This is a genomic window from Streptomyces sp. NPDC005533 (assembly GCF_042871845.1).
In the GTDB taxonomy this organism is placed as follows: Bacteria; Actinomycetota; Actinomycetes; order Streptomycetales; family Streptomycetaceae; genus Streptomyces.
This window is the reverse complement of record NZ_JBIAJH010000035.1, coordinates 44,738-69,243: the sequence shown is the minus strand read 5'-3', so window position 1 is coordinate 69,243 and position 24,506 is coordinate 44,738. Positions and strand designations below refer to the sequence as shown.

The window sequence follows — 24,506 nt, the reverse complement described above, 5'->3', positions numbered from 1 at the left end:
TCGGGCGCCGAACGTGTCGGGAGGTCGGATAGCTCGGCGGCAGTGCGTTCGGCACCCTGCGGGGATCACCCCGACACACACCCACCCCCACCCCACCCGACCCGCCTGCTCCCCAGTGCCGCCGCACCATCCAGCCCGGCCGCACAAATTCAGCCTCGCCGGCGTTTGAGGCGCGGGGTCCGGGGCGGAGCCCCGATCTTTGAGCCGCACGGCTCTGGCCTCCGCCGCGCAAATCCAGCCCCGCCGGCGTTTGAGGCGCGGGGTGCGGGGCGGAGCCCCGGTCTTTGAGCCGCACGGCTCTGGGCTGCGCCGCGCACATGCAGCCCCGCCGGCGTTTGAGGCGCGGGGCGGAGGCCCGGGCTTTCAGCCGCGCGCTTCCGAGCGGGCCGCCAGGTACTGCGCGAACGTGCCCTTGCCCACCGCCCCCGACGGGACCAGGTGGCCGCCCCGGCAGAACGCGGCGTACGTCCTGCCCACCAGGGGAACGGGGACCACCCGGCGGCGGCGGCCCGTCGCCGCCAGGTAGCCGCGGGCCAGGTCCGTCAGGCGCCGGATCTCCGGCCCGCCCATGTCGGGGACCCGGCCCGCCGGGACGGGGACCGCGAGGTCGGCCAGCCGGTCCGCGACCTCCTCGACGGCGATCGGCTGCACCGGGACCCCCTTCGGCATCGGCACGACGGGCAGCTTCGCCGCCCTTTCCATCACCTGCGCCACCAGGTCGTGGAACTGCGTGGTGCGCAGGATCGTCACTCCGAGCCCGGATCCCTCCAGCATCCGTTCCACCCGCAGCTTCGCCTTGTAGTAGCCGAGCGGGACCACGTCCACCCCGACGATCGAGATGTAGACGATGTTGCGGACCGTTCCGGCCCGCCGGGCCGCCCCGATCAGGTGGCCCGCCGCCGTTTCGTCCCCGCCGCGCGGGCTGCTCGCACAGTGCACGACGACCTCGGCGCCCGCCACCGCCGCGTCCAGCCCGGCGCCGTCCCGCAGGTCGACGGGGTGGTCCGGGGAGTGCCGGCTCAGGACGCGGACCTCGTGGCCCGCCTCCCGCAGCCGGGTGACGACCTGCGATCCGAGGGTTCCCGTGCCGCCCGTGACGAGGATGGTGCTCATGGTCCGTCCGTCCTTCCCTGGGGAAAAGCCTTCGTCAGCAGGGACCGGACAGCCCTCGGGAACGTGACAGCTGGCGCCGCAGGAAGCAAAGCTTCTCCGGGTTCACGACCGTCCGCATGCCGCTGACGAGGCCGTCCTCGAACTCGACCAGCAGGAGCGCCGCCTCCCCGAACAGCAGCGCGGGCGCCCCGTTGACCTCCGCGAAGGTGACCGGCAGGCCCGCCACGTACTTGCCCAGCGCGCCGATCGCGAAGCGGGCCACCTTGTCGCGGCCCAGGATCGGCCGCCGCGCGGCGTTGACCACGCCGCCGCCGTCCGACACGTACCGCACGTCCGCCGTCAGCATGCTCTCCAGCCGGGACACGTCCCCGCTGCGCGCCGCCGACATGAAGGTGTCCACCAGCCCCTGCCACTGCGCGGGGTCGGGCCGGAAGCGGGGCCGCGGGGCTTCCACGCGCCGGGCCGCCCGCCGGTACAGCTGGCGGCAGTTGGCCTCGGAGAGGTCAAGCAGGGCGGCGATCTCCCGGTGGCCGTACGCGAAGGCCTCGCGCAGCACGTACACCGCCCGCTCCACCGGCGTGAGCTGCTCCATCAGCACCAGCAGGGCCATGGACACGCTCTCCCGCTGCTCCGCCGACTCCAGCGGGCCGAGCGTCCCGTCCGCGGTGAGGACCGGCTCGGGCAGCCAGGGGCCGACGTACTCCTCGCGCCGGGCCCGCGCCGAGGTGAGCTGGTTGAGGCACAGGTTCGTGACGACCTTGGCGAGCCAGGCCCCCGGGTGCCCTACGTCCCCGCGGTCCGCCGACGCCCAGCGCAGGTACGCCTCCTGCACGGTGTCCTCGGCCTCCGTGGCGGAGCCGAGCATGCGGTACGCGACGGCGAACATCCGGCGCCGGTGTTCCTCGAAGACCGCGTCGGTCGCGGTGAGATGGGTGCTCACCGGGCCAGCGTAGGGAAGGGCGAGGACCCGGTGGCCGCCGGGCCACCGGGTCCTCGCCCGCTCGTGCGCGGATCAGGGTCAGCAGGCGCCCTGGTCCTTCCAGACGCCCCACTCGCCGGTGGTGCCGGGCTCCTCGTTCTGCGTCCACCACTGGGCCTTCCACTGGTGGCCCTTGTGCGAGACGACGTTGCCGCTGTTGTAGACCGTGCCCGCCACGTACGCCGGGCCCGTGCAGGTCCCGCCCGTCGGGGGAGGGGTGGTGGGCGGTGTCGTCGGGGGCGTGGTCGGCGGGGTGGTGGGCGGCTGGGTGCCGCCCGGTTCCGTCACCGTGGTGGCGCGCGCCAGGTCCCCGGCGAGGGCGTAGGTGGTGCCGGAGATGTTCACCGTCCAGTTGGAGGGCGTGGAGACCGGCAGGTAGTAGTTGAAGGCCAGGTCGACCGAGGCGCCCGGGGCCAGCGTCTGCCAGGCCGGGAGCTTCAGGGAGACCCGCTGGAAGTCGCCCTTCAGGCCGCCGACGTTGTTGCCGGTGTGGCTGCTGCTGATCACCTTCGTGCCGAAGCCCGACTGGTCGGAGGCGTTGTCCGGGGCCGAGGTCCCGTAGTCGAACTGGAACTCGGTGCCGCCGGGCAGCGTCGTGTTCGTGTTGTTGGTGATCTTGAGCTTCGGGGTGAGCGGATAGTTGGAGTCGCCCAGCTTGAACTCGGTGAACTCCGTCTTGATGTTCACCGCCCGGGTGGGCAGCGCGGTGGTGGACTTCTTCGCGCCGTACGGCGAGGCCGACTTGAACTTCTGGTACATCGTGTCGGTGAGCGTGTCGCCCATCTCGTACTGGCCCTTGGCCGCGTTGTACGCGTAGTCGCCCGCGAGCTCCCAGACCATCGTGCCGCCGATGCCCTTGTTCACCACATAGTCGGCCTTGGCGGCCACCGACTGCTCGTCCTCCGTCGAGAGGAAGACCTTCTTCTGCGCGTTCCACAGCCACGGCGCCACCAGGGTGGAGTCGTACTTGCGGACGTAGGTGCCGGTCAGCGTGGTGTTCGCCGGGAAGCCGTACTTGGTGACGTAGTCGCCGACGACCCCCTTCTCCAGGTTCTTGGCGTGCCACATCGGGTTGGAGCCCGCCGGGGACTCGACCCCGTTGGTGTCCTTGTCGTGCCACAGGTTGTCGATGCCGACCGCCCCGTCACCGCACTTGGTCAGGCCCGCGCCGGCCGGGCAGGTGGTCGCGGGGGCCTTGCCCCACAGGCCGTCGGTGCCGCCCTGCACGTTCTTGAAGCCGCGGGTGTAGTAGGGCAGGCCGATGTTGATGCGGCCGCCCGGCATCGAGCCGCGGAAGTAGTGGTAGGCCCAGTCGGTGTTGAGGTAGCCGATGCCGCCGTACTGGGAGGTGGAGTACACGCCTGCGGCGGCCAGTTCGCCGTCCTTGCCGTCGTCGAACAGCGAGGCGTTGGGGCCGACGTACTCGTTCCAGGCGCCGTGCAGGTCGTAGGACATGATGTTGACGTAGTCCAGGTACTTCTGCACCTGGAAGGTCTCCATGCCCCGCAGCAGGTAGCCGGAGGAGGGGGCGGCGACGGAGAGCAGGTAGTGCCTGCCGTCGGCGGCGCCCGCCCGGTCGAGCTTCTCGCGCAGGGTCTTCATCAGGGCCGCGTAGCCCTGGACCAGGCCGGGGCGGCGGGCGTTGGCCAGCTGCCAGTCCAGGGGGTTGCCGGCGTCCTTCATGGTGGTCGGGTACTCGTAGTCGATGTCGACGCCGTTGAACCCGTACTTGCGGACGAACTCGACGGAGGAGTCGGCGAAGGTGTCGATGCCGGCCTGGTTGACGGAGCCGTCGGCGTTGGTGGCCATCGAGTAGAAGCCGCCGGAGGCGACGCGGTTGCCGTCGTCACCGAAGTAGCCGCCGGTCTCGGCCCAGCCGCCGACCGAGATCAGCGTCTTGACGTTCGGGTACTGCTTCTTGAACTTGGTCAGCTGGTTGAAGTGGCCCTTGTAGGGGAGGGCCGGGTCCATCTCGGCGCCCGCGACGCCGGGCCAGGTCATCCCGGTGGCGGCGTTGTTCACGCCGTCCGAGCCGACCGAGATCTTGTTGTCGGCGCCCACGTGGGCGAAGGCGTAGTTCAGATGGGTGACCTTGGACCACGGGATGTTCTGGGCGAGGTAGGCGGGGGTGCCGTCCTTGCCGGTGCGCCAGCCGGTGAAGTACCCGATGACGCGGCGCTGGTGGTCGGCGCCCATCTTCTCGCGGCCCTCGGAGTCGTAGACCGAGCAGTACGGGACGTCGACGCCGGCCGTCTTGTACAGCCCGTCGGGGCGACACGACTCGTTGTCGGCGGCGTGCGAGACGCCCGCCGAGAGCCCGCCCACCAGCAGTCCGGCGATCGCGGCGCCGGATGCCAGGAGCATCGCTCTCGTACGTGTGGGGGACGGCATGGTGCCTCCTGGGGAGGGGAGGATGCGGGACACAAGTGGACACAACGTGGAGCAACAAGGCTGGTGCGGAAGCGTGTTGGCCCGTGACGTGCGCACATCTGACGGGCTGTTCCCGAGAAGATGAAGGGAACGTTAAGAGGACTAGACCATCGCGTCAATAGGTCTGGACCAACCCCGGGTCCACCTGGCCAGGTCCCGGCAGGGGCCCGGGCCGCGGTCCGGCCGCCGTCACCCCCGGCTCACCCTCTGTGAGCCAGGCCACACCGCATCGCCTGCATGGCGGCGGATCACCCGTGGCAGACTGGCTGGAGTACCAGTAGCAGCGCACTCCGGGGTCGGTGCAATTCCGAACCGGCGGTTATAGTCCGCGACCCGTCCGCAGCCAGCGGCCGGTTGACCAGGTGAGATTCCTGGACCGACGGTTAAAGTCCGGATGGGAGGCAGTGCGCGGCGGGCCAGTCACCGGTACGCCGCCGTCGGCGGTTCATCGGCATATCCCTGCGGACGTGCCCGATCGGACCGTTTTCCGGCCTCGGCGTCCCCCTGTGAGCTGGACCGCTTCATCTGTCGTATCCCGACAGGCCCCGGAGTCCGTGCCCGATGAGGCAGGAGGACCCGGTGGCGACACACGCCGCGCACGCAGCACCCGCATCCGACGCGGGTACCCGTGCCATGCGCCGAGCCATCGAGCTCGCCGCCCGCGGACTCGGCTCCACCAGCCCCAACCCCGTCGTCGGCTGCGTCATCACCGACGCCTGCGGCACCGTCGTCGGCGAGGGCTGGCACGAGCGGGCCGGCGGCCCGCACGCCGAGGTCAACGCCCTGCGCGCCGCGGGCGACGCGGCCCGCGGCGCCACCGCCTACGTCACCCTCGAACCCTGCAACCACACCGGCCGTACGGGACCCTGCGCCCGCGCCCTCGTCGAAGCCGGCGTCGCCCGCGTGGTCTACGCCGTCTCCGACCCGAACCCGCAGGCCAGCGGTGGCGCGGCCACCCTGCGTGCCGCCGGGATCGCCACCGAGGCCGGGTTCCTGGAAGCCGAGGCCGAGGCCGGCAACACCGCCTGGCTGACCTCCGTACGGCTCGGCCGCCCCCACGTGACCTGGAAGTACGCCGCCACCCTCGACGGCCGCAGCGCCGCGGCCGACGGCACCAGCCGCTGGATCAGCTCCGCCGAGTCCCGCGCGGACGTCCACCGGCTGCGCGCCGAGGCCGACGCCGTCCTGGTGGGCGGCGGCACCCTGCGCGCCGACGACCCGCACCTGGCCGTGCGCGGCATCGAAGGAGCCACCCAGCCCCTGCGCGTGGCCCTCGACACCCACGCCGCGATCCTGCCGTCCGCCCGCGTCCTCGACGACTCCGCGCCCACGCTGCTGGTCGTCGCCGAGGACGCCGACACGCGCCACCTGCCCGGCGTCGACCTGCTGCGGCTGCCCCTGCACGACGGCCGGATCCCGATCCACCGGCTCCTCGCGGAGCTGTACGCCCGCGGCGTCCGCTCCCTCCTCCTGGAGGGCGGCCCCACCCTGGCGGGCGCCTTCGCCGAGGGCGGGGCCGTCGACCGGGTCGTCGGCTACCTCGCCCCGGCCCTGCTCGGCGCCGGCCCCGCCGCCTTCGGTGACGCCGGCATCACGAACATCGCCCAGGCCGTCCGCCTCGACATCACCGAGGCCGTCCGCGTGGGCCCCGACCTCCGCATCACCGCCATCCCCACCACCGCCCCGAAGGAGCACTGAGTGTTCACCGGAATCGTCGAAGAACTGGGCGAGGTCACCGCCGTCGAGCCGCTCGAGGAGGCCTCCCGCTTCCGACTGCGCGGCCCCCTCGTCACCGAGGGCGCCAAGCACGGCGACTCCATCGCCGTCAACGGCGTCTGCCTGACCGTGGTGGAGACCGCCGACGGCGAGTTCACCGCCGACGTCATGCAGGAGACCCTCAACCGCTCCAGCCTCGGCGCCCTGACCAAGGGCTCCCGGGTCAACCTCGAGCGCCCGATGGCCCTCGGCGGACGGCTCGGCGGCCACCTGGTCCAGGGGCACGTGGACGGCACCGGCGAGATCCTCTCCCGGACCCCTTCCGAGCACTGGGAGATCGTCAAGGTCGCCCTCCCCGCGAACCTCTCCCGCTACGTCGTCGAGAAGGGCTCCATCACCGTCGACGGCGTCAGCCTCACCGTGGTCGAGGCCGCCGCCGACTGGTTCACCATCAGCCTCATCCCGACCACCCTCGCCCTGACCACGCTCGGCACCAAGCAGGCCGGCGACCCGGTCAACCTGGAGGTCGACGTCCTCGCGAAGTACGTCGAGCGCCTCCTGGCCGCCGGCGTGGACCCGCTGCACGCCAATCCGACGGGAGACGGCCGGTGACCGCCCTGACCTGGCTCAACGCCGAAGCCTTCACCGTCTTCGGGCAGAAGGTCATCTGGTCCGACATGATCGGCAACCTGATGGGCCTGGCCGCCCTCGCCCTCGGCTGGCGCCGCTCCATATGGACCTGGCCCGCCCAGCTCCTCTCCGGCCTGATCCTCATCGCCGCCTACGCCTCCGCCCACCTCACGGGCGGCGTCGGCAAGCAGCTCCTGGTCATCGGCGTGGCCGCGTGGGGCTGGCGCGCCTGGCAGCTCGGCCGGCAGCAGGCCCAGGACGGCTCCATCGCCGTGCGCACCGCCACCTGGAAGGAGCGCGCCCTGCTCCTCGCCGGGGCGGCGCTCGGCACCCTCGCCGTCGGCGGTCTGTTCACGCTCTACCCGGACCTGTCCTGGAGCCCGTGGGCCGACGCGTACATCTTCGTCGGCACCATCGTCGCGATGGTCGCCCAGGCCCGCGGCCTCGTCGAGTTCTGGATCGCCTGGCTCCTCGTCGACCTGGTCGGCGTCCCCCTCGCCTTCAACGGCGGCCTGGCCTTCTCCGGCCTCGTCTACGTCGTGTACTTCGCCCTCGTCGTCTGGGGCGCATACGACTGGTACCAGCGCTCGCGCACCACCACCCCCGCCACGGCCCTGGAAGGAGCAACGGCATGACCACCCTCAAGCCCGTGCCCGAGATCCCCGAAGAGACCTTCCTCCTCGACCCCGTCGAGCAGGCCGTCCGCGACATCGCGGCGGGCCGGCCGGTCGTCGTCGTCGACGACGAGGACCGCGAGAACGAGGGCGACCTCGTCATCGCCGCCGAGAAGGCCACCCCGGAGATCATCGCCTTCATGATGAGCGAGTGCCGCGGCCTGATCTGCGCCCCCATGGAGGGCCCCGAGCTGGACCGGCTCGAACTCCCCCAGATGGTCAGCAACAACACCGAGTCGATGAAGACCGCCTTCACCGTCTCCGTCGACGCGAGCGCCGCCCACGGCGTCTCCACCGGCATCTCCGCCGCCGACCGCGCCACCACCCTGCGCCTGCTGGCCGACGGGATCTCCGGCCCCGGCGACTTCGTCCGCCCCGGCCACGTCTTCCCGCTGCGCGCCAAGCCCGGCGGCGTCCTGGTCCGCAACGGCCACACCGAGGCCGCCGTCGACCTGGCCCGCCTCGCGGGCCTGCGCCCGGCCGGTGCCATCGTGGAGATCGCCGGCGAGGACGGCGTCATGCTGCGCCTGCCCGAGCTGATCCCCTTCGCCCGCAAGCACGGCCTGACGATCATCTCCATCGAGGACCTGATCGCCTACCGCCGCTCCGCCGAGCCCACCGTGCGCCGCGAGGCCGAGGTCAGTCTGCCGACCGCCTTCGGCGCGTTCACGGCCTACGGCTACCGCTCCACCGTCGACGGCGTCGAGCACGTCGCCCTCGTCCACGGCGAGATCGGCGACGGCAGCGACCTCCTGGTCCGCATGCACTCCGAATGCCTGACCGGCGACATCTTCGCCTCCCAGCGCTGCGACTGCGGCCCCCAGCTGCACGCCTCCATGGAGCGGATCAAGGCCGAGGGCCGCGGGGTCGTCGTCTACCTGCGCGGCCACGAGGGCCGCGGCATCGGACTGCTGTCCAAGCTGCGCGCGTACGAGCTCCAGGAGCGCGGCCGCGACACCCTCGACGCCAACCTGGAACTGGGCCTGCCCGCCGACGCCCGCGACTACGCCGCCGGCGCGCAGATCCTCGCCGACCTCGGCGCGCGCACCGTCCGGCTGCTCACCAACAACCCCGACAAGTCCGACGCCCTCGTCCGGCACGGCATCGAGGTCACCAGCCGGGAGGCCATGCCGGTCGAGGCCGGCGAGCACAATCTGCGGTACCTGCGCACCAAGCGGGACCGGATGGGCCACGACCTGCCCTGGCTGGACGGGGCCGTGCCCACGTCCGCCTGCGGCAACCAGTAAGCACGCACCACCACCCGTACGTACATCCACGAACCACCGAGGAGCAGAGCTGTGAGCGGCAAGGGCGCACCCGAACTGAGCGTGAAGAACTGCGGAGACCTCCGAGTCGCCGTGATCGCGGCCCAGTGGCACGAGAAGGTCATGGACGGACTGGTCGACGGCGCCCTGCGGGCCCTGCACGAGCTGGGCATCGACGAGCCCACCCTGCTCCGCGTCCCGGGCAGCTTCGAGCTGCCGGTCGTGGCGAAGGTACTGGCCGGTCGTGGATACGATGCCATCGTCGCCCTCGGCGTGGTCATCCGCGGCGGCACCCCGCACTTCGACTACGTCTGCCAGGGCGTCACCCAGGGCCTGGTGCAGGTGTCGATCGACACCGGAGTCCCCGTCGGCTTCGGCGTACTGACCTGCGACAACGACGAGCAGGCGCTGGACCGCGCCGGGCTCGAAGGGTCGAACGAGGACAAGGGGCACGAAGCGGTCACCGCCGCCGTCTCCACCGCCATGACCCTGCGGACCGTCAGCGAACCCTGGCGCTAGTCCAAGGAGTGAACCCCGGCACGGGGACACCCGGGTGAGCCCGTACCCTAAGGACATCATGGCGAACAAACCCTCCAAGAGCTTCGAAGACCTCTTCACCGAGCTCCAGCTCAAGGCCGCCAACGGCGACCCCAGCACCTCCCGTACCGCCGAGCTCGTCCACAAGGGCGTCCATGCCATCGGCAAGAAGGTCGTCGAGGAGGCCGCCGAGGTCTGGATGGCCGCCGAGTACGAGGGCAAGGAAGCCGCCGCCGAGGAGATCTCCCAGCTGCTCTACCACGTCCAGGTGATGATGGTGGCGCGCGGGATCTCCCTCGACGACGTCTACGCGCACCTCTGAGACCGGCCCGCACACCCACCCGTAAGCACGCACCACCCACGCATCAAAGGAAGCCCCATGCTGCGCATCGCCGTCCCCAACAAGGGTTCTCTCTCCGGACCGGCGTCGGCGATGCTCCATGAGGCCGGCTACCGGATGCGCAAGGAGTCCAAGGAGCTCGTGGTCGTCGACCCCGAGAACGAGGTCGAGTTCTTCTACCTCCGCCCCAAGGACATCGCGATCTACGTCTCCTCGGGCAAGCTCGACATCGGCATCACCGGCCGGGACCTGCTGCTCGACTCCGGCGCCAGCGCCGAGGAGATCCTGCCGCTGAACTTCGGCCGCTCCACCTTCCGCTACGCCACCACCCCCGGCACCGCGAAGGGCCCCGAGGACTTCAACGGGATGACGATCGCGACCTCGTACGAGGGAATCGTCGCCAAGCACCTCGCCGAGAAGGGGATCGACGCCTCCGTCGTCCACCTCGACGGCGCGGTCGAGACCGCCATCCAGCTCGGCGTCGCCCAGATCATCGCCGACGTCGTCGAGACCGGCACCAGCCTGCGCAACGCGGGCCTGGAGGTCATCGGCGAGCCGATCCTCACCTCCGAGGCCGTCGTCATCCGCGGCAACGGCGCCGACGCCGGCGACCCGCAGGTCCAGCAGTTCCTGCGGCGCCTCCAGGGCGTCCTGGTCGCCCGCAGCTACGTGATGATGGACTACGACTGCCGCGCCGAGCACCTGGAGCGCGCGGTCGCCCTCACCCCGGGCCTGGAGTCGCCCACCGTCTCCCCGCTGCACAACGAAGGCTGGGTCGCGGTCCGCGCCATGGTCCCGGCCAAGGAGGCCCAGCGGATCATGGACGACCTGTACGAGCTCGGCGCGCGCGCGATCCTCACCACGTCGATCCACGCCTGCCGGCTCTGACCCGTCCCACCCGCACCACCACCGCAGAAGGCATCCGAACGACCATGGCCGAGTCCGCCGCCCAGCCCCGCACCCCCGCCCTGCCGGTCACCTTCCGGCCGAACCGGACGCGGGCCGTCCTGCTGGGCGTCGGGGCCGCCATGTTCGTGACCATCGGATCGATCGCCTTCCTCCTGGAGAACCTCAGCACGGGGGAGCGGATCAGCTTCCTCTTCACCGCCGTGCTGCTGAGCTCCGTCCTCGTCCTGCTCAGCCGCCCCAAGGTGGTCGCGGACGAGACCGGCGTCACCGTCGTCAACATCACCACCACCCGCCGCCTGGAGTGGGCGCAGATCCTGCGCGTGAACCTCCGCCCGGGCGACCCGTGGGTGTTCCTGGACCTCAACGACGGCACCAGCCTGCCCGTCCTCGGCATCCAGCCGGGCGTCGCCAAGCAGCGGGCGATCGGCGACGCCCGCGCCCTGCGGGCCCTCGCCGAGAGCCGCGGAACGGGTGCGGCCGACCGCTGAGACCACCGATCCCCGTCGCTGCGTACCGTTGCGGCCGGGACATCAATGACTACCCTGGTGGCGGGGCGCAGCTGTGCGCCCTCCCACCGGCCCCGGACCCCGAGGCCCGTGGGCACCTGCGACTTGAGGAGTGACTCCCTCCAGCAATGGACGGATCGTCCGGTAGTACCCGCGCCGCCCTCCCTCCGGAGGCGGCGGCATGACCATTCCGCTACTCCTGCTAGCGGCGGCATTCGCCCTGATCCTCGCCAACGGTTTCTTCGTGGCGGCCGAATTCGGCCTCGTCACCGTGGAGAGACCCGAGGCCGAGCGCGCCGCAGCCGACGGTGACCGCCGTGCCCGCACGGTGGTCGAAGCCCTGAAGGAGCTCTCCTTCCAGCTCTCGGGCACCCAGCTCGGCATCACCATCACGTCCCTCGTCGTCGGCATGCTCGCCGAGCCCGCCCTCGCCGCACTGCTGGCCGGGCCGATCGGCGCGACCGGCCTGCCCCGGGGAGCCGTCCCCGGCGTCGCCGTCGTCATCGGCATGCTGCTCGCCTCCGCCGTCCAGATGGTCGTCGGCGAGCTCGTCCCGAAGAACTGGGCGGTCTCCCGGCCGCTCCAGGTGGCCCGCTTCGTCGCCGGCCCCCAGAACGCCTTCTCCCGCGCCTTCCGGCCGGTCATCGCCGGCCTCAACGCCGTCGCCAACCGCCTCGTCCGGGCGCTCGGCGTGGAGCCGACCGAGGAGATGGCCTCCGCCCGGACCCCCGGCGAACTGGTCTCCCTGGTCCGCCATTCGGCCCAGGCCGGCGCCCTCGAACAGGACACCGCCGACCTCTTCGTACGGACCCTCTCGCTGGGCGAGCTCACGGCCCAGCACGTCATGACCCCCCGGGTGAAGGTCAGCGCCCTGATGCACACGGCCACCGCGGCCGACGTGCTCAACCTGACCCGCGCCACGGGACTGTCCCGCTTCCCGGTCTACCGCGACCGCATCGACGAGGTCACCGGCGTGGTCCACCTCAAGGACGCCCTCGCCGTGCCCGAGTCCGAGCGCGACCGCACCACCGTGAGCCGGATCTGCGTCGCCCCGCTGCTGGTGCCCGGCTCCCTGCCGGTGCAGCCGCTGCTGGAACGGTTGCGCAGCGAACAGCCGATGGCCGTGGTCGTCGACGAGTACGGCGGCACCGCCGGCGTGGTCACGCTGGAGGACATCGTCGAGGAACTCGTCGGCGAGGTCCGCGACGAGCACGACCTCGCCGAGGACGAGAGCCCCGAACTGGCCGCCGTACCGGCCGAGGACGGCCGCCCCTCCTGGGAGGCCGACGGCAGCTGCCGGGTGCAGACCCTGCGCCGGATAGGCCTGGAGGTGCCCGAAGGCCCGTACGAGACCGTCGCGGGCCTCGTCGCGGACCTGCTCGGCCGGATCCCCGCTCCCGGGGACCGCGCCGACCTCCCCGGCTGGAAGCTGTCCGTCCGCCAGGTCGGCCGCAACCGCGCCGAACGCGTGCGCCTGGTCCGGCTGACCACGGTGCCCGCGGCCGGCCCCTACCGGCCCGCCTCCGCCGCCGACGCCGCCGCCCCGCTCGGCTCCGGCCGCCACGGCGAAGGCGCCCGGCAGCGGGCCGAGCTGGAAGGCGCCTCCCGATGAACGCGCTCCAGCTCCTCTTCGCCCTGCTGCTGGTCCTCGCCAACGGCTTCTTCGTCGGCGCCGAGTTCGCCCTCGTCTCCGTACGGCGCAGCCAGATCGAGCCCCTCGCGGCCGAGTCCAAGCGGGCCCGCCAGGTGCTCCACGGCCTGGAGAACCTGCCCCGCATGATGGCCGCCGCGCAGTTCGGCATCACCATCTGCTCCCTCACCCTCGGCGCGGTCGCCGAACCCACCGTGGCCCGGCTGCTGGAGCCCGTCTTCCACGCCGTCCACGTCCCGCAGGGCCTGATCCACCCCCTCGGCTACGCCCTCGCGCTCGCCGCCGTGGTCTTCCTGCACCTGGTCATCGGCGAGATGGTCCCCAAGAACCTCGCCATGGCCGCCCCCGAGAAGACCGCCCTGTGGTTCAGCCCCGGCCTGGTCGCGTTCGCCCGTCTGTGCGGGCCGGTCACGACCGCGCTCGGCGCCTGCGCCAAGCTCGTCCTGAAGCTCTTCAAGGTGGAACCCAAGGACGAGGTCGAGGCCGTCTACACCTCCGCCCAGCTGGGCCGGCTCCTCAAGGACTCCCGGCGGGCCGGGCTCCTGGAGCCGGTCGAGCAGGAGCGGCTGGAGGACGCCCTGGAACTGGGCAGCCGCCCCGTCACCGACGTCCTCCTCGACCGGGACCGCCTGGTCACGGTCGGCCCCGACGTGACCCCGCGCCAGATCGAGCAGCTGACCGTGCGCACCGGCTACTCCCGTTTTCCCGTCCGCGCCGCGAGCGGCGCCTTCATGGGCTACCTGCACGTGAAGGACGTACTGGACCTGGAGGACCGGGAACGGGCCGTGCCCAAGCGGGTCTGGCGCCGGATGACCACGCTGTGCGCCACCGTCCCGCTGGACGACGCCCTCGGGGTCATGCGCCGCGACGCCACCCACCTGGCGCAGGTCGCCGACCCGGGCGGCCGGGTCCTCGGCCTGGTCGCCCTGGAGGACGTCCTGGAAATGCTGGTCGGAGAGGTCCGCGACCCGTCGCACCGCGCGTACGTGCGGGGCGCGTAGCCGCGGCCCTCGAACGCCGGCGGGGCTCGGAAGGGCCTCGCCGGCGTTCGAAGCGCTGAGGCCCCCCGGACGGAGTCCCGGGGGCGGGCGCGGGGCGGGTGCGGGCGGGTCGGAGGCCCGCGATCCGCCCGCGCCGTGGCTACAGCGGCGGCGGCTCCGGCCGTTCCTGCGGGCCGCGCCCGGACAGCACCTCCCCGTACGCCTGCATCAGGTCCGGCAGCCGGAGCGTGGCGAGGTCGTCCCGCGACGGCTCACCCGCGAAGCCCGCCAGCCGCAGGTCCCGGTACGCGCAGCTCTTCTCGTACAGCGTCCGCAGGAACCGGCCGTTGCCGAGCTCGTCGATCCAGCCCTGCTCCACCACGTGCGCGCTGATGCTGCGCAGCTCCTCCAGCGCCTCCTCGTCCCAGTGGTCCCCGTTCGCGTCCGCGAGCACCCCGCCGATCGCGGTCAGCTCCAGCGGCCGGTAGCTGGGGAAGTCCACCCGGGTGGTGAACCGCGAGGACAGCCCCGGATTGGCCGCCAGCAGCCGGTCCATCCCGGCCGGATAGCCCGCCAGGATCACCACCAGGTGGTCCCGGTTGTCCTCGGCCCGCTTGAGCAGCACCTGCAGGGCCTCGTCGCCGTACGCGTCGCCCTTGCTGTAGCCCGAGTTGGACAGCGAGTACGCCTCGTCGACGAACAGCACCCCGCCGATCGCCGAGTCGATCAGCTCGTTCGCCTTCACCGCGGTCTGCCCCAGGAACTCGCCCACCAGATCAGCCCGCTGGGCCTCCACCAGATGGTCGCCGCCCAGCAGCCCCAGTGCGTAGAAGACCCGTCCCAGGATCCGGGCCACGGTCGTCTTCCCCGTCCCCGAGGGCCCCGAGAAGACGAAGTGCCGCTTCGGCGGCTGCACCGGCAGCCCCTGACCCGCCCTCAGCCGCGCCATGTGCAGCTGCGCCGACAGCGCCTTCACCTGCCGCTTGACCGGTTCCAGGCCCACCATCCGCTCCAGCTCCGCGAGCGCCTCGGCGAGCGCCACCGGATCGGACGGCCCGGTCGGCAGCCCCTCGGGCGCGCCCTGCGGCGGGACGGGCACCTTGCGCCGCGCGCCCTCCACCCGGCTCGCCGGGGGCGTCGGCGGGGCCGGCGGGTCGGGCTCGGCCTGGTCGTCGGCCGCGATGTCCTGCACGGGCCCGCCGCCCAGCGCGACCGCCGCGAAGTCCCCGCCGACGGGGGAGGGGCCGTGCCCGGCGTAGGCCCCGTACCCGGCGTATCCCGCCAGGCCCGCCAGATCGGCCATGCCGTCGGTGTCGTCGCCGTCCTCGATGGCCGTCAGCCGGGCGGCGGTGTCCATGAACGAGGGATCCACCCGGTGCACCGCCCGGTACAGCGGCAACGCCGCCGCACTGCGCCCGGTGCCCTCGTGCGCCCGCGCCAGCCAGTACCGCAGCTCCTTGCGCTGCGGCTGCTCGCTGCGACAGCGCATCAGCGCCGCCGACAGCATCGGCTCCGCCTGCCCGTACATCTCCAGCCGGACCCGGGCCATCCCGCCGAACAGGCCCGCCTCGATCCCCAGCAGCGGATCGTTCACCAGCGGCTCGGTGTGCCGGACCAGCTGCTCCCAGTCCTTGACCAGGTAGGCCCGGCAGGCGTGCAGGAACCGCACCTGCGCGTCGGTGTCCACCGGCGGCAGCGCCGCGAGCGCCTGGTCCAGCTCGGGCACGTGGCGGCCGTCCAGCCAGTGCGAGGCGTGGGCGAGGAGCAGGTCCCGCCGGCTCTCCAGCACCGGCTGGACCCACCAGCCCAGCCAGTACCAGGAGTTCAGCGTCCTCCGGTGCCGGGCCCGCTGTTCGCCGAAGCGGTCCCGGTGCGCGTACATCCGGAGTAACGCGTTGCCGGTGTCCACCCGCAGCGCGTGCAACCCCAGCCAGGCGTCGGCCATCGAGGGGTCGAGTCGTACGGCCGCCCGGAACTCCTCCTCGGCCTGCGGATACGCGCCCATGGTGCAGGCGTCGACTCCGCGCAGCCAGGCGAGTTCGGCCGGGGCGTGCATGCTGCCCGGCGTGCCGAAATCCATCACGTCCCCCACAAGCCTGCCCCCGTGGTGCGCGGCAACCCCCGCTTCGAGCGCGCGAGTCAGCCATTGCGCCGATGAAATCAGGGCTGCATCGTACCTGCGGTTTCGCACCTTACGTAGGGCGCGGCAGACCGGGTTCGCGCGTGCGCCCCAGGAGCAGTCGGTGACTCAGTGTGAATATCCGGGGCCGGATTCTCCGGGCGTGACGCCTGCGGGAGAGGGTGTGCGGGCAGAACGAAGCCCCCGATCACGGGGGAACAATCGGGGGCTTCGTGTCCGCGGCAGCCGGTTAAGGCGCGCATTGAGAACGTAAGGCCGGTGCGGGCCCCAGGTCAAGCAGGTCGGTGGAGGCCCGGCGGAGAGGATTTCCAGGCCCGCTCAGGCCCGGGGGAGTTCGTCACCCTCGGTCACGGAAGGGGTGGTTCCCACTGTCGCTCCCGCCCCGGAAGACCACTCGTATCCCGTACCACTCTGGCGCACCAGGGTGTCGGCGAAGGGGCGCGAAGGATCACTGGAGAAGTGCGCGCGCTCCGCGCGCTCCCATCCGTCCCAGAAGTCGGAAAGTTCACGCCCGTCCCGGTTTCGCCCCCGCAGCCACGACTGCGCACGCGGCGTCTCCATCCACAGCAGCCGCGCCAGGTGCGGGCGCAGCGCCCGCCGCCCGGCCCCGACCCCCTCGATCAGCAGCACCGGCGCCGGCTCCAGTACCCGCTCCGGCCCGAAGCGGCGCTCCACCCAGTCGTACGGGGCCCAGTGCGCGGGCCGTCCCGCGGCGAGCGGCTCCAGCACCTGCGCGCGCAGCCGCTCCTCCCAGGCGAACAGCTCCTCGTGGCTGGCCACGTCGTCCAGGTGCAACAGGGGCGCGGGCCGCCCCGGCGCGGGCTGTCCCAGTGCTTCGGCGAGCCGCCCCGCGAAGGTGCTCTTGCCCGATCCGGCGTGCCCGTCGATCCCGATCAGGCGCACCGGGCCGAGGGAGGGCGGCAACGCGGCGAGCTCCCGTGCGAGTGACTCAAGTGACTGCTGTGGCTCCACCCGACCAGCCTAGACAGGCCCGACACGGCCCCCGGCTTCGGCGTCCGGCTGCCGGGAACTGGAAGGGTGAAGCCACGGAAGCGCCGACCCACCCCCTGGGGGAACCTCGCGATGACAGCATCCACGCCACGCAGGGCCGTACTCGTCGCCGCACTCGCGGTCGCCACCGCGGCCACCGCCGCCGGCATCCCCGGCGGCAGCGCCTCGGCGGCCTCCCGCTCGATCCCGCGGGCCACGGGCCGCACCGTCGACAACCGCTTCTGGTACTCCCTCGCCCACTGGCAGGCCGGCACCCACCAGGGCACCACCGCCGTCGGCGGCGCCCGCCCCGGCCTGGAGATCGCGACCGCCGCCGGCCGCACCGAGTACGCCGACCCGCACACCGGCAGGAAGGGCGTCTGGGAGTACGCCACCTGGACCTCGCCGGTGCACCGCTCCACCGTGCCCGCCACCGAGGCGATCGCCTCCTGGAACGCCCGTACCCCGGCCGGCACCTGGATCCAGATCGACCTGCGCGGCACCTACACCGACGGCACCCCCACCCCCTGGTACGTGATGGGGCGCTGGGCCTCCGGCGATCGCGACATCCGCCGCACCTCCGTGGACGGCCAGACCGACGGGAAGTCCACCGTCTGGACCGACACCCTCGCCGTCGACGCCCCGGCCGCGTCCGCCGGGCTGCGGATCAGGGACTGGCAGCTGCGCCTGACCCTGCACCGCAAGCCGGGCGCGGGCGGCGGCCCCACCGTGTGGCTGACGGGCGCCATGGCCTCCGACGTCCCGGACCGGTTCACCGTCCCCGCCTCCACCCCCTCCGGCCGTGCCCACGAGCTGAAGGTCCCGCGCTACTCGCAGGAGATCCACGCCGGGCAGTACCCCGAATACGACAACGGCGGCGAGGCCTGGTGCAGCCCCACCTCCTCGCAGATGATCATCGAGTACTGGGGCGGCAAGGCCAGCGCCACCGCGCTGACCTGGGTGAACCCGAGGTACTCCGACCCGCAGATCTGCCACGCGGCCCGCTCCACCTACGACGCCGCCTACAAGGGCTGCGGCAACTGGGCCTTCAACGCCGCCTATGCGGCCACCTACCGCGGACTCGGCGGCGTCGTCACCAGGCTCGGCTCGCTGACCGACCTGGAGACCCTGGTCGCCGCCGGCATCCCGGCCATCACCTCGCAGTCCTTCCGCCCGGAGGAGCTCACCGGCGCGGGCTACGGCACCGCCGGCCACCTGATGACCGTCATCGGCTTCACGGCCGCCGGCGACGTGATCGCCAACGACCCCAACTCGCCCGACAACCCCTCCGTCCGCCGCGTCTACCAGCGCGCCGAATGGGAGACGATCTGGCTGCGGACCAAGCGCCACGGCACCTCCGGCAAGGTCGCCTCGGGCAGCGGAGGCATCTGCTACCTCTACGTGCCGGCGAGCCCGAGCACGGCCCAGACGGCGGCGCTGTCGGCGGTCGGGGTGTTCTGAGCGCGTTCTGGGCGCGTTCCGGGAAGTCTGGGCAGGCTCGGCTGGTCCGGATGGCTTAACAGGCGGAATATGGGCATAAAAGGCATATAAGGCTTCTTGTGGGAGGCAGTCCGCCATGACCACTCATCCCAGCAGCATCGAGCACCACCCGGACCTTGCCGAGATGCGCACTCGGTTCGAGCGGGTGACCAGCACCCCCGCCGCGCAGGCCGTTGAGGCACTGGCCTTGATCACGGGCCTGTACCTGGCGGCTTCGCCGTGGATAGCCGGGTTCAGCGTCCTGACCCCGCTGGCCATCAACAACCTGATCACCGGCCTGGCGTTCTGCCTGTGCATGGGTGGTCTGGGATCCGCTTACGAGCGCACGCACGCGATGGCCTGGACGGCCGTCGCGCTCGGCGCGTGGACGATCATCGCCCCGTGGGCCATCGCCGGAGAGATGGACACGACCCGTACGGTGGTCAACAACGTGATCACCGGAGCCGTCGCCCTCTGCCTCGGCCTCGCGATGGCGGCCATGGCGGGCCGCAACCGCGACACCCGCATCTGACGACGCCGGCAGGGCCGCCGGGCCCCCACCGCTCCCCGCTCCGGGGCGTGGTGGGGGCCCGCGGTGTGACGGGTGCCACCGCGTGACCATCGTCATCTACCGCGAAGGCCGCGAACGCTGGCACATTGGACATCATGACTGCCGACAGCGCCACCCCGACCGCCCCCGCCCTGAACCTGGTCCGCACCGGAGGCCCCGAGGACGACTCCTCCTCCTGGCTGGAGCACGTCCTCGGCTGGACCCTCGTGGTCGTCGTGGCCATGTTCGTCACCCAGGTCGGCTGGCTCTGACCCGTACCGGTACCGGGGCTGGTTCTGAGGCCGCCTCCGTGGCCGCCTCCGTCCTTGCCGCCGGCTGCGCGCCGCGGATCACGAGGCCGCCAGCCTCAGCCCGTCGGTGACGATCACATCGGCGGTGACCAACGCCTGCTCGGCGCTGACCCGGGTCATGAAGACGAACGGCGGGATGACCGGGGGAGCGGGCAGCCCCTCGGGGCTGAAGGTGACGCACAGCAGCCCGTTGATGCAGCCGCTGAACCGCGTCAGGTACAAGGTGACGTCCCCGCGCAGGTCGAGGGAGTCGGCGGCGAGCCCGTACTCGCCGCCGCCGTCCCGGGTGCGCAGCCGGTAGTCGCGCAGCGAGGCCGCCTGCATCCTCAGCACCAGCACCTTGAGCGGCCCGGCCACCGTGGGCACCTCGGCCGTACCCGCCAGCGCGAAGCCCTGCGGTGCGAAGAGCGAGGTGGTGACCGTCGGGGGAGTCCGCGGGGCCGTCGGCACCGGCGGTCGCGCGGCGGGGGCGGCCTCCGCCCGTGGGGTGCCCGTCCCCGTCACCAACGCCGCCAGGAGCGCCACGGGCAGGACGGCGGCCACTGCGCGCGGGCCGGCGCCGGCGCCGCCGCCGTCAGGGCTCTTCCGGTACGGACCCTCCTCGCCCCCGGCCGCGCCCGTACCCGTACCTGTACCCGCACCCGTACCCGTACCCGTGCCCTCGCCTGTACCCCAGCCTTCCGTCGGCAGAGGGGTCCAGCCAAAGGCCAGGGCGCTCCCCGCGATGCCGAGCGCCATCCCGATCAGGAACCCGCCCAGGTTCGTCGCCACGAAGGACAGCACCGACAGCAGCAGGGCGTGCAGGGACACGTACGTGCGCGCCTGCGGCAGGAACCACAGGCACAGCCCCGCCAGGACCAGCGCGACGCCGATCCCGATGGCCGCGATCCCGCCGAGGCCCAGACTGACCAGCACGGTCAGCGGGGAGAGCGGGACCAGCAGCAGCTCGGCCCCGCCCAGCATCACCAGCAGTCCGCCCCAGAACGGCCGGGTCCGGCGCCAGGCGCGCAGCCGCCGCCGGTGCTCCGCCAGGGGCCGTCGCACCGGCAGCCGCAGTGACCGGCGGCCGCCGCCCCGCACGCCTAGAAGCACTTCCCGCCGTCCAGGCTGGCGTCGAGCTTCATGCCCTTGAGCCTGAAGTTGCCGCCGGTCGCGGACCAGGCGTGCGACTTCACGCCCACCACCTCGATGTTCCCGGCCTGGAGGCCGAACTTCCCCGGTTCCCCGGCGACCCCCTCCACCTGGTCCAGGGTCGAGGCGTCCCGGCCGATCTGCGCCGTGCCGAAGGTGGCGTCGCCGTCGAGGTCCTCGCCGTCGATGACGAGGCTGCTGGCCGTGACCTCCCCGGCGGGGCCGCCGGCGGTCAGCTTGAAGACCACGGTGCCCAGCGGGGTGGCCACCTCGGCGGCCTGGCAGATGTCCGTGAGGGTGGCCTCCCCGATGCCGAGGAGGGCGACCGGGTGCCCCTTGCCGTCGACGGAACGGTCCGTCTGTACGTAGGAGGCCAGTCCCTTGCTGCTCAGCTTCGAGGAGGAGACCTGGAAGCTGGTCCCCGAGACGGCGAAGGAGGCGGCGAGCGCGCCCTGCGCCACGACCATCGCCAGCGCGCCGACGGCGATGACCGCGGGCACCGCGACGGCGGCCGACCTCTTCCAGTGGACCCGGCCCTCGCCGGGCCCGGGGGTGCTCTTGCCGGTAGCCATGGTTCCTCCCGTACGTCGTCCGGTGCGCAGGGGAAGTGCTGCCATACTTCGGGCACGTTGTGGCGGTTCGAGGCTAGGGCTGAATTTGAATAATAGTCAACAGCGCGGTACGACCGAACGTTCGCAGGTGCGCCGGGCCGAACTCCTGGCGACCGGCCGCAAGTTGTTCGCCGACACCCCCTACGACGCACTCTCCGTGGACGACATCGCCCAGCACGCGGGCGTCGCCAAGGGCTTGATCTACTACTACTTCAAGAGCAAGCGCGGCTACTACCTCGCCATCGTCGAGGAGTCGGTCGCCGAGCTCGTCGCCCGCGCCGGCGGCGAGACGGATCTCCCGAACGCGGAGCGCGTCCGCCGCACCGTCGACGGATACCTGCACTACGCCGAGCACCACCGCGCGGCCTACCGCACCATCGTCACCGGCGGCGTCGGCTCCGACGCCGAGGTGCTCGCCATCCGCCACGCCGTCCGGGAGGAGCTGGTCGCCACCATCGCCGAAGGCGCGTACGGGCACCGCTCGCTCCCGCCGCTCGCCCGGCTCGCCCTCGTCGGCTGGCTCTCCGCCGTGGAAGGGATCACGCTGGAGTGGATCGGCGGGCCCGGCGGACCCGGCGGACCGAAGGTCGCGTCCGCGGTCGCGGAGCAGCCCGATCGCGGCGAGCTGGGGGCCCTGCTGGTGCGGCAGCTGCGCGCGACGCTGGCGGTGATCGAGGAGTTCGTCCCGGAGTGTCCGGCACCTCCCTTTCCCGAAGGACCGTTCGGTCAGCATGGTGATCTTGCCCCGGTGACGGGAAGCTCCTGATCGGGCATACTCAAGCCGCCGCAGCCGCTGAACAGCCCATTCCGTGATCCGGGAGGGCACCATCGGCTGTGAGAGCCCCGAGACCCGGCGTCGCGTCCCACACCTGACGCGTCGCCGCCGTGCCCGACCAGGGAGGAGAGCGCCGCCATGACAGACCGCGCCCCGCAGCCGGTGGACCGTCAGCTGCCCACCGAGGAGTCCCGCGACCTCCTCGCCCTCGTACGCGAGATCGCCCAGCGGGAGATCCGTCCCCGGGCCGCCGAGGAAGAGGACTCGGGGAGGTTCCCCCGCGAGGTCTTCACCCTGCTGTCCGAGGCGGGCCTGCTCGGCCTCCCGTATCCCGGCGAGTACGGCGGCGGTGAGCAGCCGTACGAGGTGTACCTCCAGGTCCTGGAGGAGCTGGCGGCGGCCCGTCTGACCGTCGGACTCGGCGTCAGCGTGCACTCCCTGGCCTGTCACGGCCTCGCCGGCTACGGCACCAAGGAACAGCAGGGCGCGCACCTGCCCGCGATGCTCGGCGGCGGCCTGCTGGGCGCCTACTGCCTCTCCGAGCCGGCCGCCGGCTCCGACGCCGCCTCGCTCACCACCAAGGCGGTGCGCGACGGCGACGAGTGGGTCATCACCGGCACCAAGGCCTGGATCACCCACGGTGGAGTCGCCGACTTCTACACCGTCCTGGCGCGGACGGGCGCCGAGGGCCCCAAGGGCATCACCGCGTTCCTGGTCCCCGGGGACGCGGAGGGCCTCACGGCGGCCGTGCCCGAGAAGAAGATGGGCATGAAGGGCTCGCCCACCGCCCAGCTGCACTTCGACGGCGTACGGGTGCCGGACGCGCGCCGCATCGGCGAGGAGGGGCAGGGCTTCACCATCGCCCTGGCCGCCCTGGACGCGGGGCGGCTCGGCATCGCCGCCTGCGCCATCGGCGTGGCCCAGGCGGCCCTGGACGAGGCGCTCACGTACGCCCTGGACCGCAAGCAGTTCGGGCACCCGATCGCCGACTTCCAGGGGCTGCGCTTCATGCTGGCCGACATGGCCACCAAGATCGAGGCGGGCCGGGCGCTGTACCTCGCGGCGGCGCGGCTGCGGGACGCGGGCAAGCCGTTCTCGCGCCAGGCGGCGATGGCCAAGCTGTTCTGCACGGACGCGGCGATGGCCGTCACCACGGACGCCGTGCAGGTCCTCGGTGGCTACGGGTACACCGCGGACTTCCCCGTCGAGCGCCTGATGCGCGAGGCGAAGGTGCTCCAGATCGTGGAGGGCACCAACCAGATCCAGCGCATGGTCATCGCCCGGCACCTGGCGGGGCCGGAGACCCGCTAGTACAGGCCGCTGCTGGTCGTGGGCCAGACCGGGGAGGACGTGAGCCGGGACCACTCCGGGTCGCGCCGTCCGGGCAGCGTGCGGCCGGCGTCGGCCCACCGGGCCAGCAGATCACGGTAGATCGGCGGGTCCGGCGTCTGGTGTTGCGGCTCGCGGTGGTCGCGAGGGTCGCGGTGGTCCCGCTGGTCGCGAGGGTCCCGCTGCTGCTGAACCGATTCTTCGAAACCCGGCGGCGTCGGCCGACGCCTTCGGCCGGTTGAAGCCTGAAGCATGGTCATGCACGGCCAACGCGGGAGCGGAGGGCCGGGTAATCGCCCCCGGGGTGCGGGTATCCGTTCGAGCCGTCCCCGCGGGGCGGGGTTTCCCGTCGGTCTCATCGTCCTTCCGTGGCGGGTCGGTCCCTCAAGGGCGCTCCTTCGTCGCGTCGCTGCGCGATGGCCTGCGGCCACCCTTGACCGACCGACCCGCCACGAAAACACGAAGACAGCCGGGAAACCCCTGAAGGAACGGGCCGGGCGGGCGGGGGACAGGCGGGCACGTCCGTGACCTCCGGCCGGGGTGGGGTTCGGGTGCGCTTCAGATCGCTCCGCGCTTCGGTCGGCTCGGCGTCTGGCTGCCGTCCTGGGCTGGGCATAGGCCGCCGTCGATCGCTCCGCGCTTCGGTCGGCTCGGCGTCTGGCTGCCGTCCTGGGCTGGGCATAGGCCGCCGTCGATCGCTCCGCGCCTCGGTCGGCTCGGCGGCTGCCGGCCTTCCTGGGTTGGGCATAGGCCGCGGTCGATCGCTCCGCGCCTCGGTCGGCTCGGCGGCTGCCGGCCTTCCTGGGTTGGGCATAGGCCGCGGTCGATCGCTCCGCGCTTCGGTCGGCTCGGCGGCTGGCTGCCTTCCTGGGTTGGGCATAGGCCGCCGTCGATCGTTCCGCGCTTCGGTCGGCTCGGCGGCTGGCGATCGGTCCTTCGACAGGTGCTCGGAAGAGGGTCACCGTCGTGGTCGGGGCGGGAGGAACGGTGAGTGCGCCGGGGGCGGATCGGCCCTGAGGTACCGGCCCCAGATCTGGGCCTTGCGGTAGGGGCCGGCCCCGTCGCAGTCGTACTGCGGCGCGTCGAAGATCACCCAGTACAGCAGCTCGCCGCTGAGCGACCGGGCGTGTTCGTTGGGTTCGGGTGCGCCCGTGGCATCGATCGTTCCGGCGAACTCGACCTGCCACGGGCCGTCCCAGTCCGGGTCGCGTAGGACCGTGACCCTACTGCCCGGTGCCAACGCACCCGTCGGCCACGCCTGGCCCAAGGGGCGGCCGAGGACGTGCTCTATCGCCTGGCGATCATCCACGTCCGCAGGTGCGGGGCCGGAACCGTCTGTCATGCCGCCCCACCCTGCCCGCGCCACTCCAGGAGTGCAATCCGCGGCCCGGTCACCGATCACGGCGTGGTGTGCCGGTGTGTCAGAGCGTGCCAGAAGGGTGGTCGCCGGCGGGGTTTCT

Annotated in this window: 23 protein-coding genes and 1 riboswitch; of the genes, 15 read left to right on the top strand and 8 right to left on the bottom strand. The window is 72.3% G+C overall.

What is annotated here, in order from left to right; genetic code table 11:
• Window positions 1–363 precede the first annotated feature (363 nt).
• The 3 genes from ACFYP3_RS28470 to ACFYP3_RS28460 all read right to left on the bottom strand — a co-directional run bounded on the left by ACFYP3_RS28470 (window position 364) and on the right by ACFYP3_RS28460 (window position 4,483).
• On the bottom strand, window positions 364–1,113 hold the full coding sequence (locus ACFYP3_RS28470; protein WP_388838338.1) for an SDR family oxidoreductase: 750 nt from the start codon (window positions 1,111–1,113) through the stop codon (window positions 364–366).
• 34 nt (window positions 1,114–1,147) lie between these two features.
• Window positions 1,148–2,053, bottom strand: a complete 906-nt coding sequence (locus tag ACFYP3_RS28465; protein ID WP_388838335.1) for an RNA polymerase sigma-70 factor — start codon at window positions 2,051–2,053, stop codon at window positions 1,148–1,150.
• Between the two features lie 78 nt (window positions 2,054–2,131).
• Complete coding sequence (locus tag ACFYP3_RS28460) at window positions 2,132–4,483, bottom strand: chitinase C-terminal domain-containing protein (protein ID WP_388838332.1); 2,352 nt, start codon at window positions 4,481–4,483, stop codon at window positions 2,132–2,134.
• A gap of 320 nt (window positions 4,484–4,803) precedes the next feature.
• Window positions 4,804–4,934, top strand: a riboswitch (FMN riboswitch).
• Between the two features lie 221 nt (window positions 4,935–5,155).
• Between ACFYP3_RS28460 and ribD the strand changes: the two genes are divergently transcribed.
• The 10 genes from ribD to ACFYP3_RS28410 all read left to right on the top strand — a co-directional run bounded on the left by ribD (window position 5,156) and on the right by ACFYP3_RS28410 (window position 13,751).
• Window positions 5,156–6,220 (top strand): bifunctional diaminohydroxyphosphoribosylaminopyrimidine deaminase/5-amino-6-(5-phosphoribosylamino)uracil reductase RibD, encoded by a 1,065-nt coding sequence (gene ribD / locus ACFYP3_RS28455; protein ID WP_388838329.1) that lies wholly within the window; start codon window positions 5,156–5,158, stop codon window positions 6,218–6,220.
• Window positions 6,221–6,850: a riboflavin synthase gene (locus tag ACFYP3_RS28450; protein ID WP_388838326.1), complete on the top strand. Its 630-nt coding sequence runs from the start codon at window positions 6,221–6,223 to the stop codon at window positions 6,848–6,850.
• Window positions 6,847–7,503, top strand: a complete 657-nt coding sequence (locus tag ACFYP3_RS28445) for a nicotinamide mononucleotide transporter family protein (RefSeq protein ID WP_362857664.1) — start codon at window positions 6,847–6,849, stop codon at window positions 7,501–7,503. The genes ACFYP3_RS28450 and ACFYP3_RS28445 overlap by 4 nt, the downstream gene beginning before the upstream one ends.
• Window positions 7,500–8,789, top strand: a complete 1,290-nt coding sequence (locus ACFYP3_RS28440) for a bifunctional 3,4-dihydroxy-2-butanone-4-phosphate synthase/GTP cyclohydrolase II (RefSeq protein WP_388838323.1) — start codon at window positions 7,500–7,502, stop codon at window positions 8,787–8,789. Before ACFYP3_RS28445 ends, ACFYP3_RS28440 begins: the two co-directional genes overlap by 4 nt.
• Window positions 8,790–8,840: 51 nt before the next feature.
• Complete coding sequence (gene ribH / locus ACFYP3_RS28435) at window positions 8,841–9,326, top strand: 6,7-dimethyl-8-ribityllumazine synthase (RefSeq protein ID WP_007262951.1); 486 nt, start codon at window positions 8,841–8,843, stop codon at window positions 9,324–9,326.
• A 58-nt stretch (window positions 9,327–9,384) separates the two neighbouring features.
• Window positions 9,385–9,666: a phosphoribosyl-ATP diphosphatase gene (locus ACFYP3_RS28430; RefSeq protein ID WP_030706574.1), complete on the top strand. Its 282-nt coding sequence runs from the start codon at window positions 9,385–9,387 to the stop codon at window positions 9,664–9,666.
• 57 nt (window positions 9,667–9,723) lie between these two features.
• A complete protein-coding gene (gene hisG, locus ACFYP3_RS28425; RefSeq protein WP_388838318.1) occupies window positions 9,724–10,572 on the top strand; it encodes an ATP phosphoribosyltransferase in 849 nt (282 codons plus the stop codon).
• 44 nt (window positions 10,573–10,616) lie between these two features.
• Complete coding sequence (locus ACFYP3_RS28420) at window positions 10,617–11,081, top strand: PH domain-containing protein (protein WP_388838315.1); 465 nt, start codon at window positions 10,617–10,619, stop codon at window positions 11,079–11,081.
• Window positions 11,082–11,280: 199 nt separating this feature from the next.
• The gene (locus ACFYP3_RS28415) at window positions 11,281–12,711 is read left to right on the top strand and encodes a hemolysin family protein (RefSeq protein WP_388838312.1); all 1,431 of its coding nucleotides are present in this window, start codon (window positions 11,281–11,283) and stop codon (window positions 12,709–12,711) included.
• Complete coding sequence (locus tag ACFYP3_RS28410) at window positions 12,708–13,751, top strand: hemolysin family protein (RefSeq protein WP_388838309.1); 1,044 nt, start codon at window positions 12,708–12,710, stop codon at window positions 13,749–13,751. Before ACFYP3_RS28415 ends, ACFYP3_RS28410 begins: the two co-directional genes overlap by 4 nt.
• A 139-nt stretch (window positions 13,752–13,890) precedes the next feature.
• On the opposite strand, the gene ACFYP3_RS28405 is transcribed toward ACFYP3_RS28410, so the two are convergent.
• A complete protein-coding gene (locus ACFYP3_RS28405; RefSeq protein WP_388838306.1) occupies window positions 13,891–15,810 on the bottom strand; it encodes an AAA family ATPase in 1,920 nt (639 codons plus the stop codon).
• Window positions 15,811–16,188: 378 nt separating this feature from the next.
• Window positions 16,189–16,842 carry a uridine kinase gene (locus tag ACFYP3_RS28400; protein ID WP_388838303.1) on the bottom strand — a complete coding sequence of 218 codons (654 nt, stop codon included), beginning with the start codon at window positions 16,840–16,842 and terminating at the stop codon, window positions 16,189–16,191.
• A 111-nt stretch (window positions 16,843–16,953) separates the two neighbouring features.
• On the opposite strand from ACFYP3_RS28400, the gene ACFYP3_RS28395 reads away from it, so the two are divergent.
• From ACFYP3_RS28395 to ACFYP3_RS28385, 3 genes are all read left to right on the top strand, one after another.
• Window positions 16,954–18,321 carry a peptidase C39 family protein gene (locus ACFYP3_RS28395; RefSeq protein ID WP_388838300.1) on the top strand — a complete coding sequence of 456 codons (1,368 nt, stop codon included), beginning with the start codon at window positions 16,954–16,956 and terminating at the stop codon, window positions 18,319–18,321.
• A 115-nt stretch (window positions 18,322–18,436) separates the two neighbouring features.
• Window positions 18,437–18,871 carry an SPW repeat protein gene (locus tag ACFYP3_RS28390; protein ID WP_351596325.1) on the top strand — a complete coding sequence of 145 codons (435 nt, stop codon included), beginning with the start codon at window positions 18,437–18,439 and terminating at the stop codon, window positions 18,869–18,871.
• A 134-nt stretch (window positions 18,872–19,005) separates the two neighbouring features.
• Complete coding sequence (locus tag ACFYP3_RS28385; RefSeq protein WP_388838297.1) at window positions 19,006–19,161, top strand: SCO1431 family membrane protein; 156 nt, start codon at window positions 19,006–19,008, stop codon at window positions 19,159–19,161.
• A gap of 78 nt (window positions 19,162–19,239) precedes the next feature.
• On the opposite strand, the gene ACFYP3_RS28380 is transcribed toward ACFYP3_RS28385, so the two are convergent.
• Window positions 19,240–20,244, bottom strand: coding sequence for a DUF6114 domain-containing protein (locus tag ACFYP3_RS28380; RefSeq protein ID WP_388838295.1), 1,005 nt, complete (start codon window positions 20,242–20,244; stop codon window positions 19,240–19,242).
• A 38-nt stretch (window positions 20,245–20,282) separates the two neighbouring features.
• Window positions 20,283–20,903 (bottom strand): DUF6230 family protein, encoded by a 621-nt coding sequence (locus tag ACFYP3_RS28375; RefSeq protein WP_388838292.1) that lies wholly within the window; start codon window positions 20,901–20,903, stop codon window positions 20,283–20,285.
• 85 nt (window positions 20,904–20,988) lie between these two features.
• Between ACFYP3_RS28375 and ACFYP3_RS28370 the strand changes: the two genes are divergently transcribed.
• Both ACFYP3_RS28370 and ACFYP3_RS28365 read left to right on the top strand, forming a co-directional pair.
• Complete coding sequence (locus tag ACFYP3_RS28370; RefSeq protein WP_388838289.1) at window positions 20,989–21,708, top strand: TetR/AcrR family transcriptional regulator; 720 nt, start codon at window positions 20,989–20,991, stop codon at window positions 21,706–21,708.
• 147 nt (window positions 21,709–21,855) lie between these two features.
• Window positions 21,856–23,028, top strand: coding sequence for an acyl-CoA dehydrogenase (locus tag ACFYP3_RS28365; RefSeq protein ID WP_362857682.1), 1,173 nt, complete (start codon window positions 21,856–21,858; stop codon window positions 23,026–23,028).
• A gap of 976 nt (window positions 23,029–24,004) precedes the next feature.
• Here the strand turns inward: ACFYP3_RS28365 and ACFYP3_RS28360 are convergent.
• Window positions 24,005–24,388, bottom strand: a complete 384-nt coding sequence (locus ACFYP3_RS28360; protein ID WP_388838286.1) for a ferrous iron transport protein A — start codon at window positions 24,386–24,388, stop codon at window positions 24,005–24,007.
• Window positions 24,389–24,506: the final 118 nt, after the last annotated feature.

Excerpts from the sequence above, each read along its gene's own strand:
- ACFYP3_RS28460 (WP_388838332.1), bottom strand. The coding sequence starts at position 4,483 with ATGCCGTCCCCCACACGTACGAGAGCGATGCTCCTGGCATCCGGCGCC.
- ACFYP3_RS28365 (WP_362857682.1), top strand. The coding sequence starts at position 21,856 with ATGACAGACCGCGCCCCGCAGCCGGTGGACCGTCAGCTGCCCACCGAG.
- hisG (WP_388838318.1), top strand. The coding sequence starts at position 9,724 with ATGCTGCGCATCGCCGTCCCCAACAAGGGTTCTCTCTCCGGACCGGCG.
- ACFYP3_RS28430 (WP_030706574.1), top strand. The coding sequence starts at position 9,385 with ATGGCGAACAAACCCTCCAAGAGCTTCGAAGACCTCTTCACCGAGCTC.
- ACFYP3_RS28470 (WP_388838338.1), bottom strand. The coding sequence starts at position 1,113 with ATGAGCACCATCCTCGTCACGGGCGGCACGGGAACCCTCGGATCGCAG.
- ACFYP3_RS28415 (WP_388838312.1), top strand. The coding sequence starts at position 11,281 with ATGACCATTCCGCTACTCCTGCTAGCGGCGGCATTCGCCCTGATCCTC.
- ACFYP3_RS28395 (WP_388838300.1), top strand. The coding sequence starts at position 16,954 with ATGACAGCATCCACGCCACGCAGGGCCGTACTCGTCGCCGCACTCGCG.
- ACFYP3_RS28385 (WP_388838297.1), top strand. The coding sequence starts at position 19,006 with ATGACTGCCGACAGCGCCACCCCGACCGCCCCCGCCCTGAACCTGGTC.
- ACFYP3_RS28390 (WP_351596325.1), top strand. The coding sequence starts at position 18,437 with ATGACCACTCATCCCAGCAGCATCGAGCACCACCCGGACCTTGCCGAG.
- ACFYP3_RS28420 (WP_388838315.1), top strand. The coding sequence starts at position 10,617 with ATGGCCGAGTCCGCCGCCCAGCCCCGCACCCCCGCCCTGCCGGTCACC.
- ACFYP3_RS28440 (WP_388838323.1), top strand. The coding sequence starts at position 7,500 with ATGACCACCCTCAAGCCCGTGCCCGAGATCCCCGAAGAGACCTTCCTC.
- ribD (WP_388838329.1), top strand. The coding sequence starts at position 5,156 with ATGCGCCGAGCCATCGAGCTCGCCGCCCGCGGACTCGGCTCCACCAGC.
- ACFYP3_RS28375 (WP_388838292.1), bottom strand. The coding sequence starts at position 20,903 with ATGGCTACCGGCAAGAGCACCCCCGGGCCCGGCGAGGGCCGGGTCCAC.
- ACFYP3_RS28360 (WP_388838286.1), bottom strand. The coding sequence starts at position 24,388 with ATGACAGACGGTTCCGGCCCCGCACCTGCGGACGTGGATGATCGCCAG.
- ACFYP3_RS28410 (WP_388838309.1), top strand. The coding sequence starts at position 12,708 with ATGAACGCGCTCCAGCTCCTCTTCGCCCTGCTGCTGGTCCTCGCCAAC.
- ACFYP3_RS28405 (WP_388838306.1), bottom strand. The coding sequence starts at position 15,810 with ATGGATTTCGGCACGCCGGGCAGCATGCACGCCCCGGCCGAACTCGCC.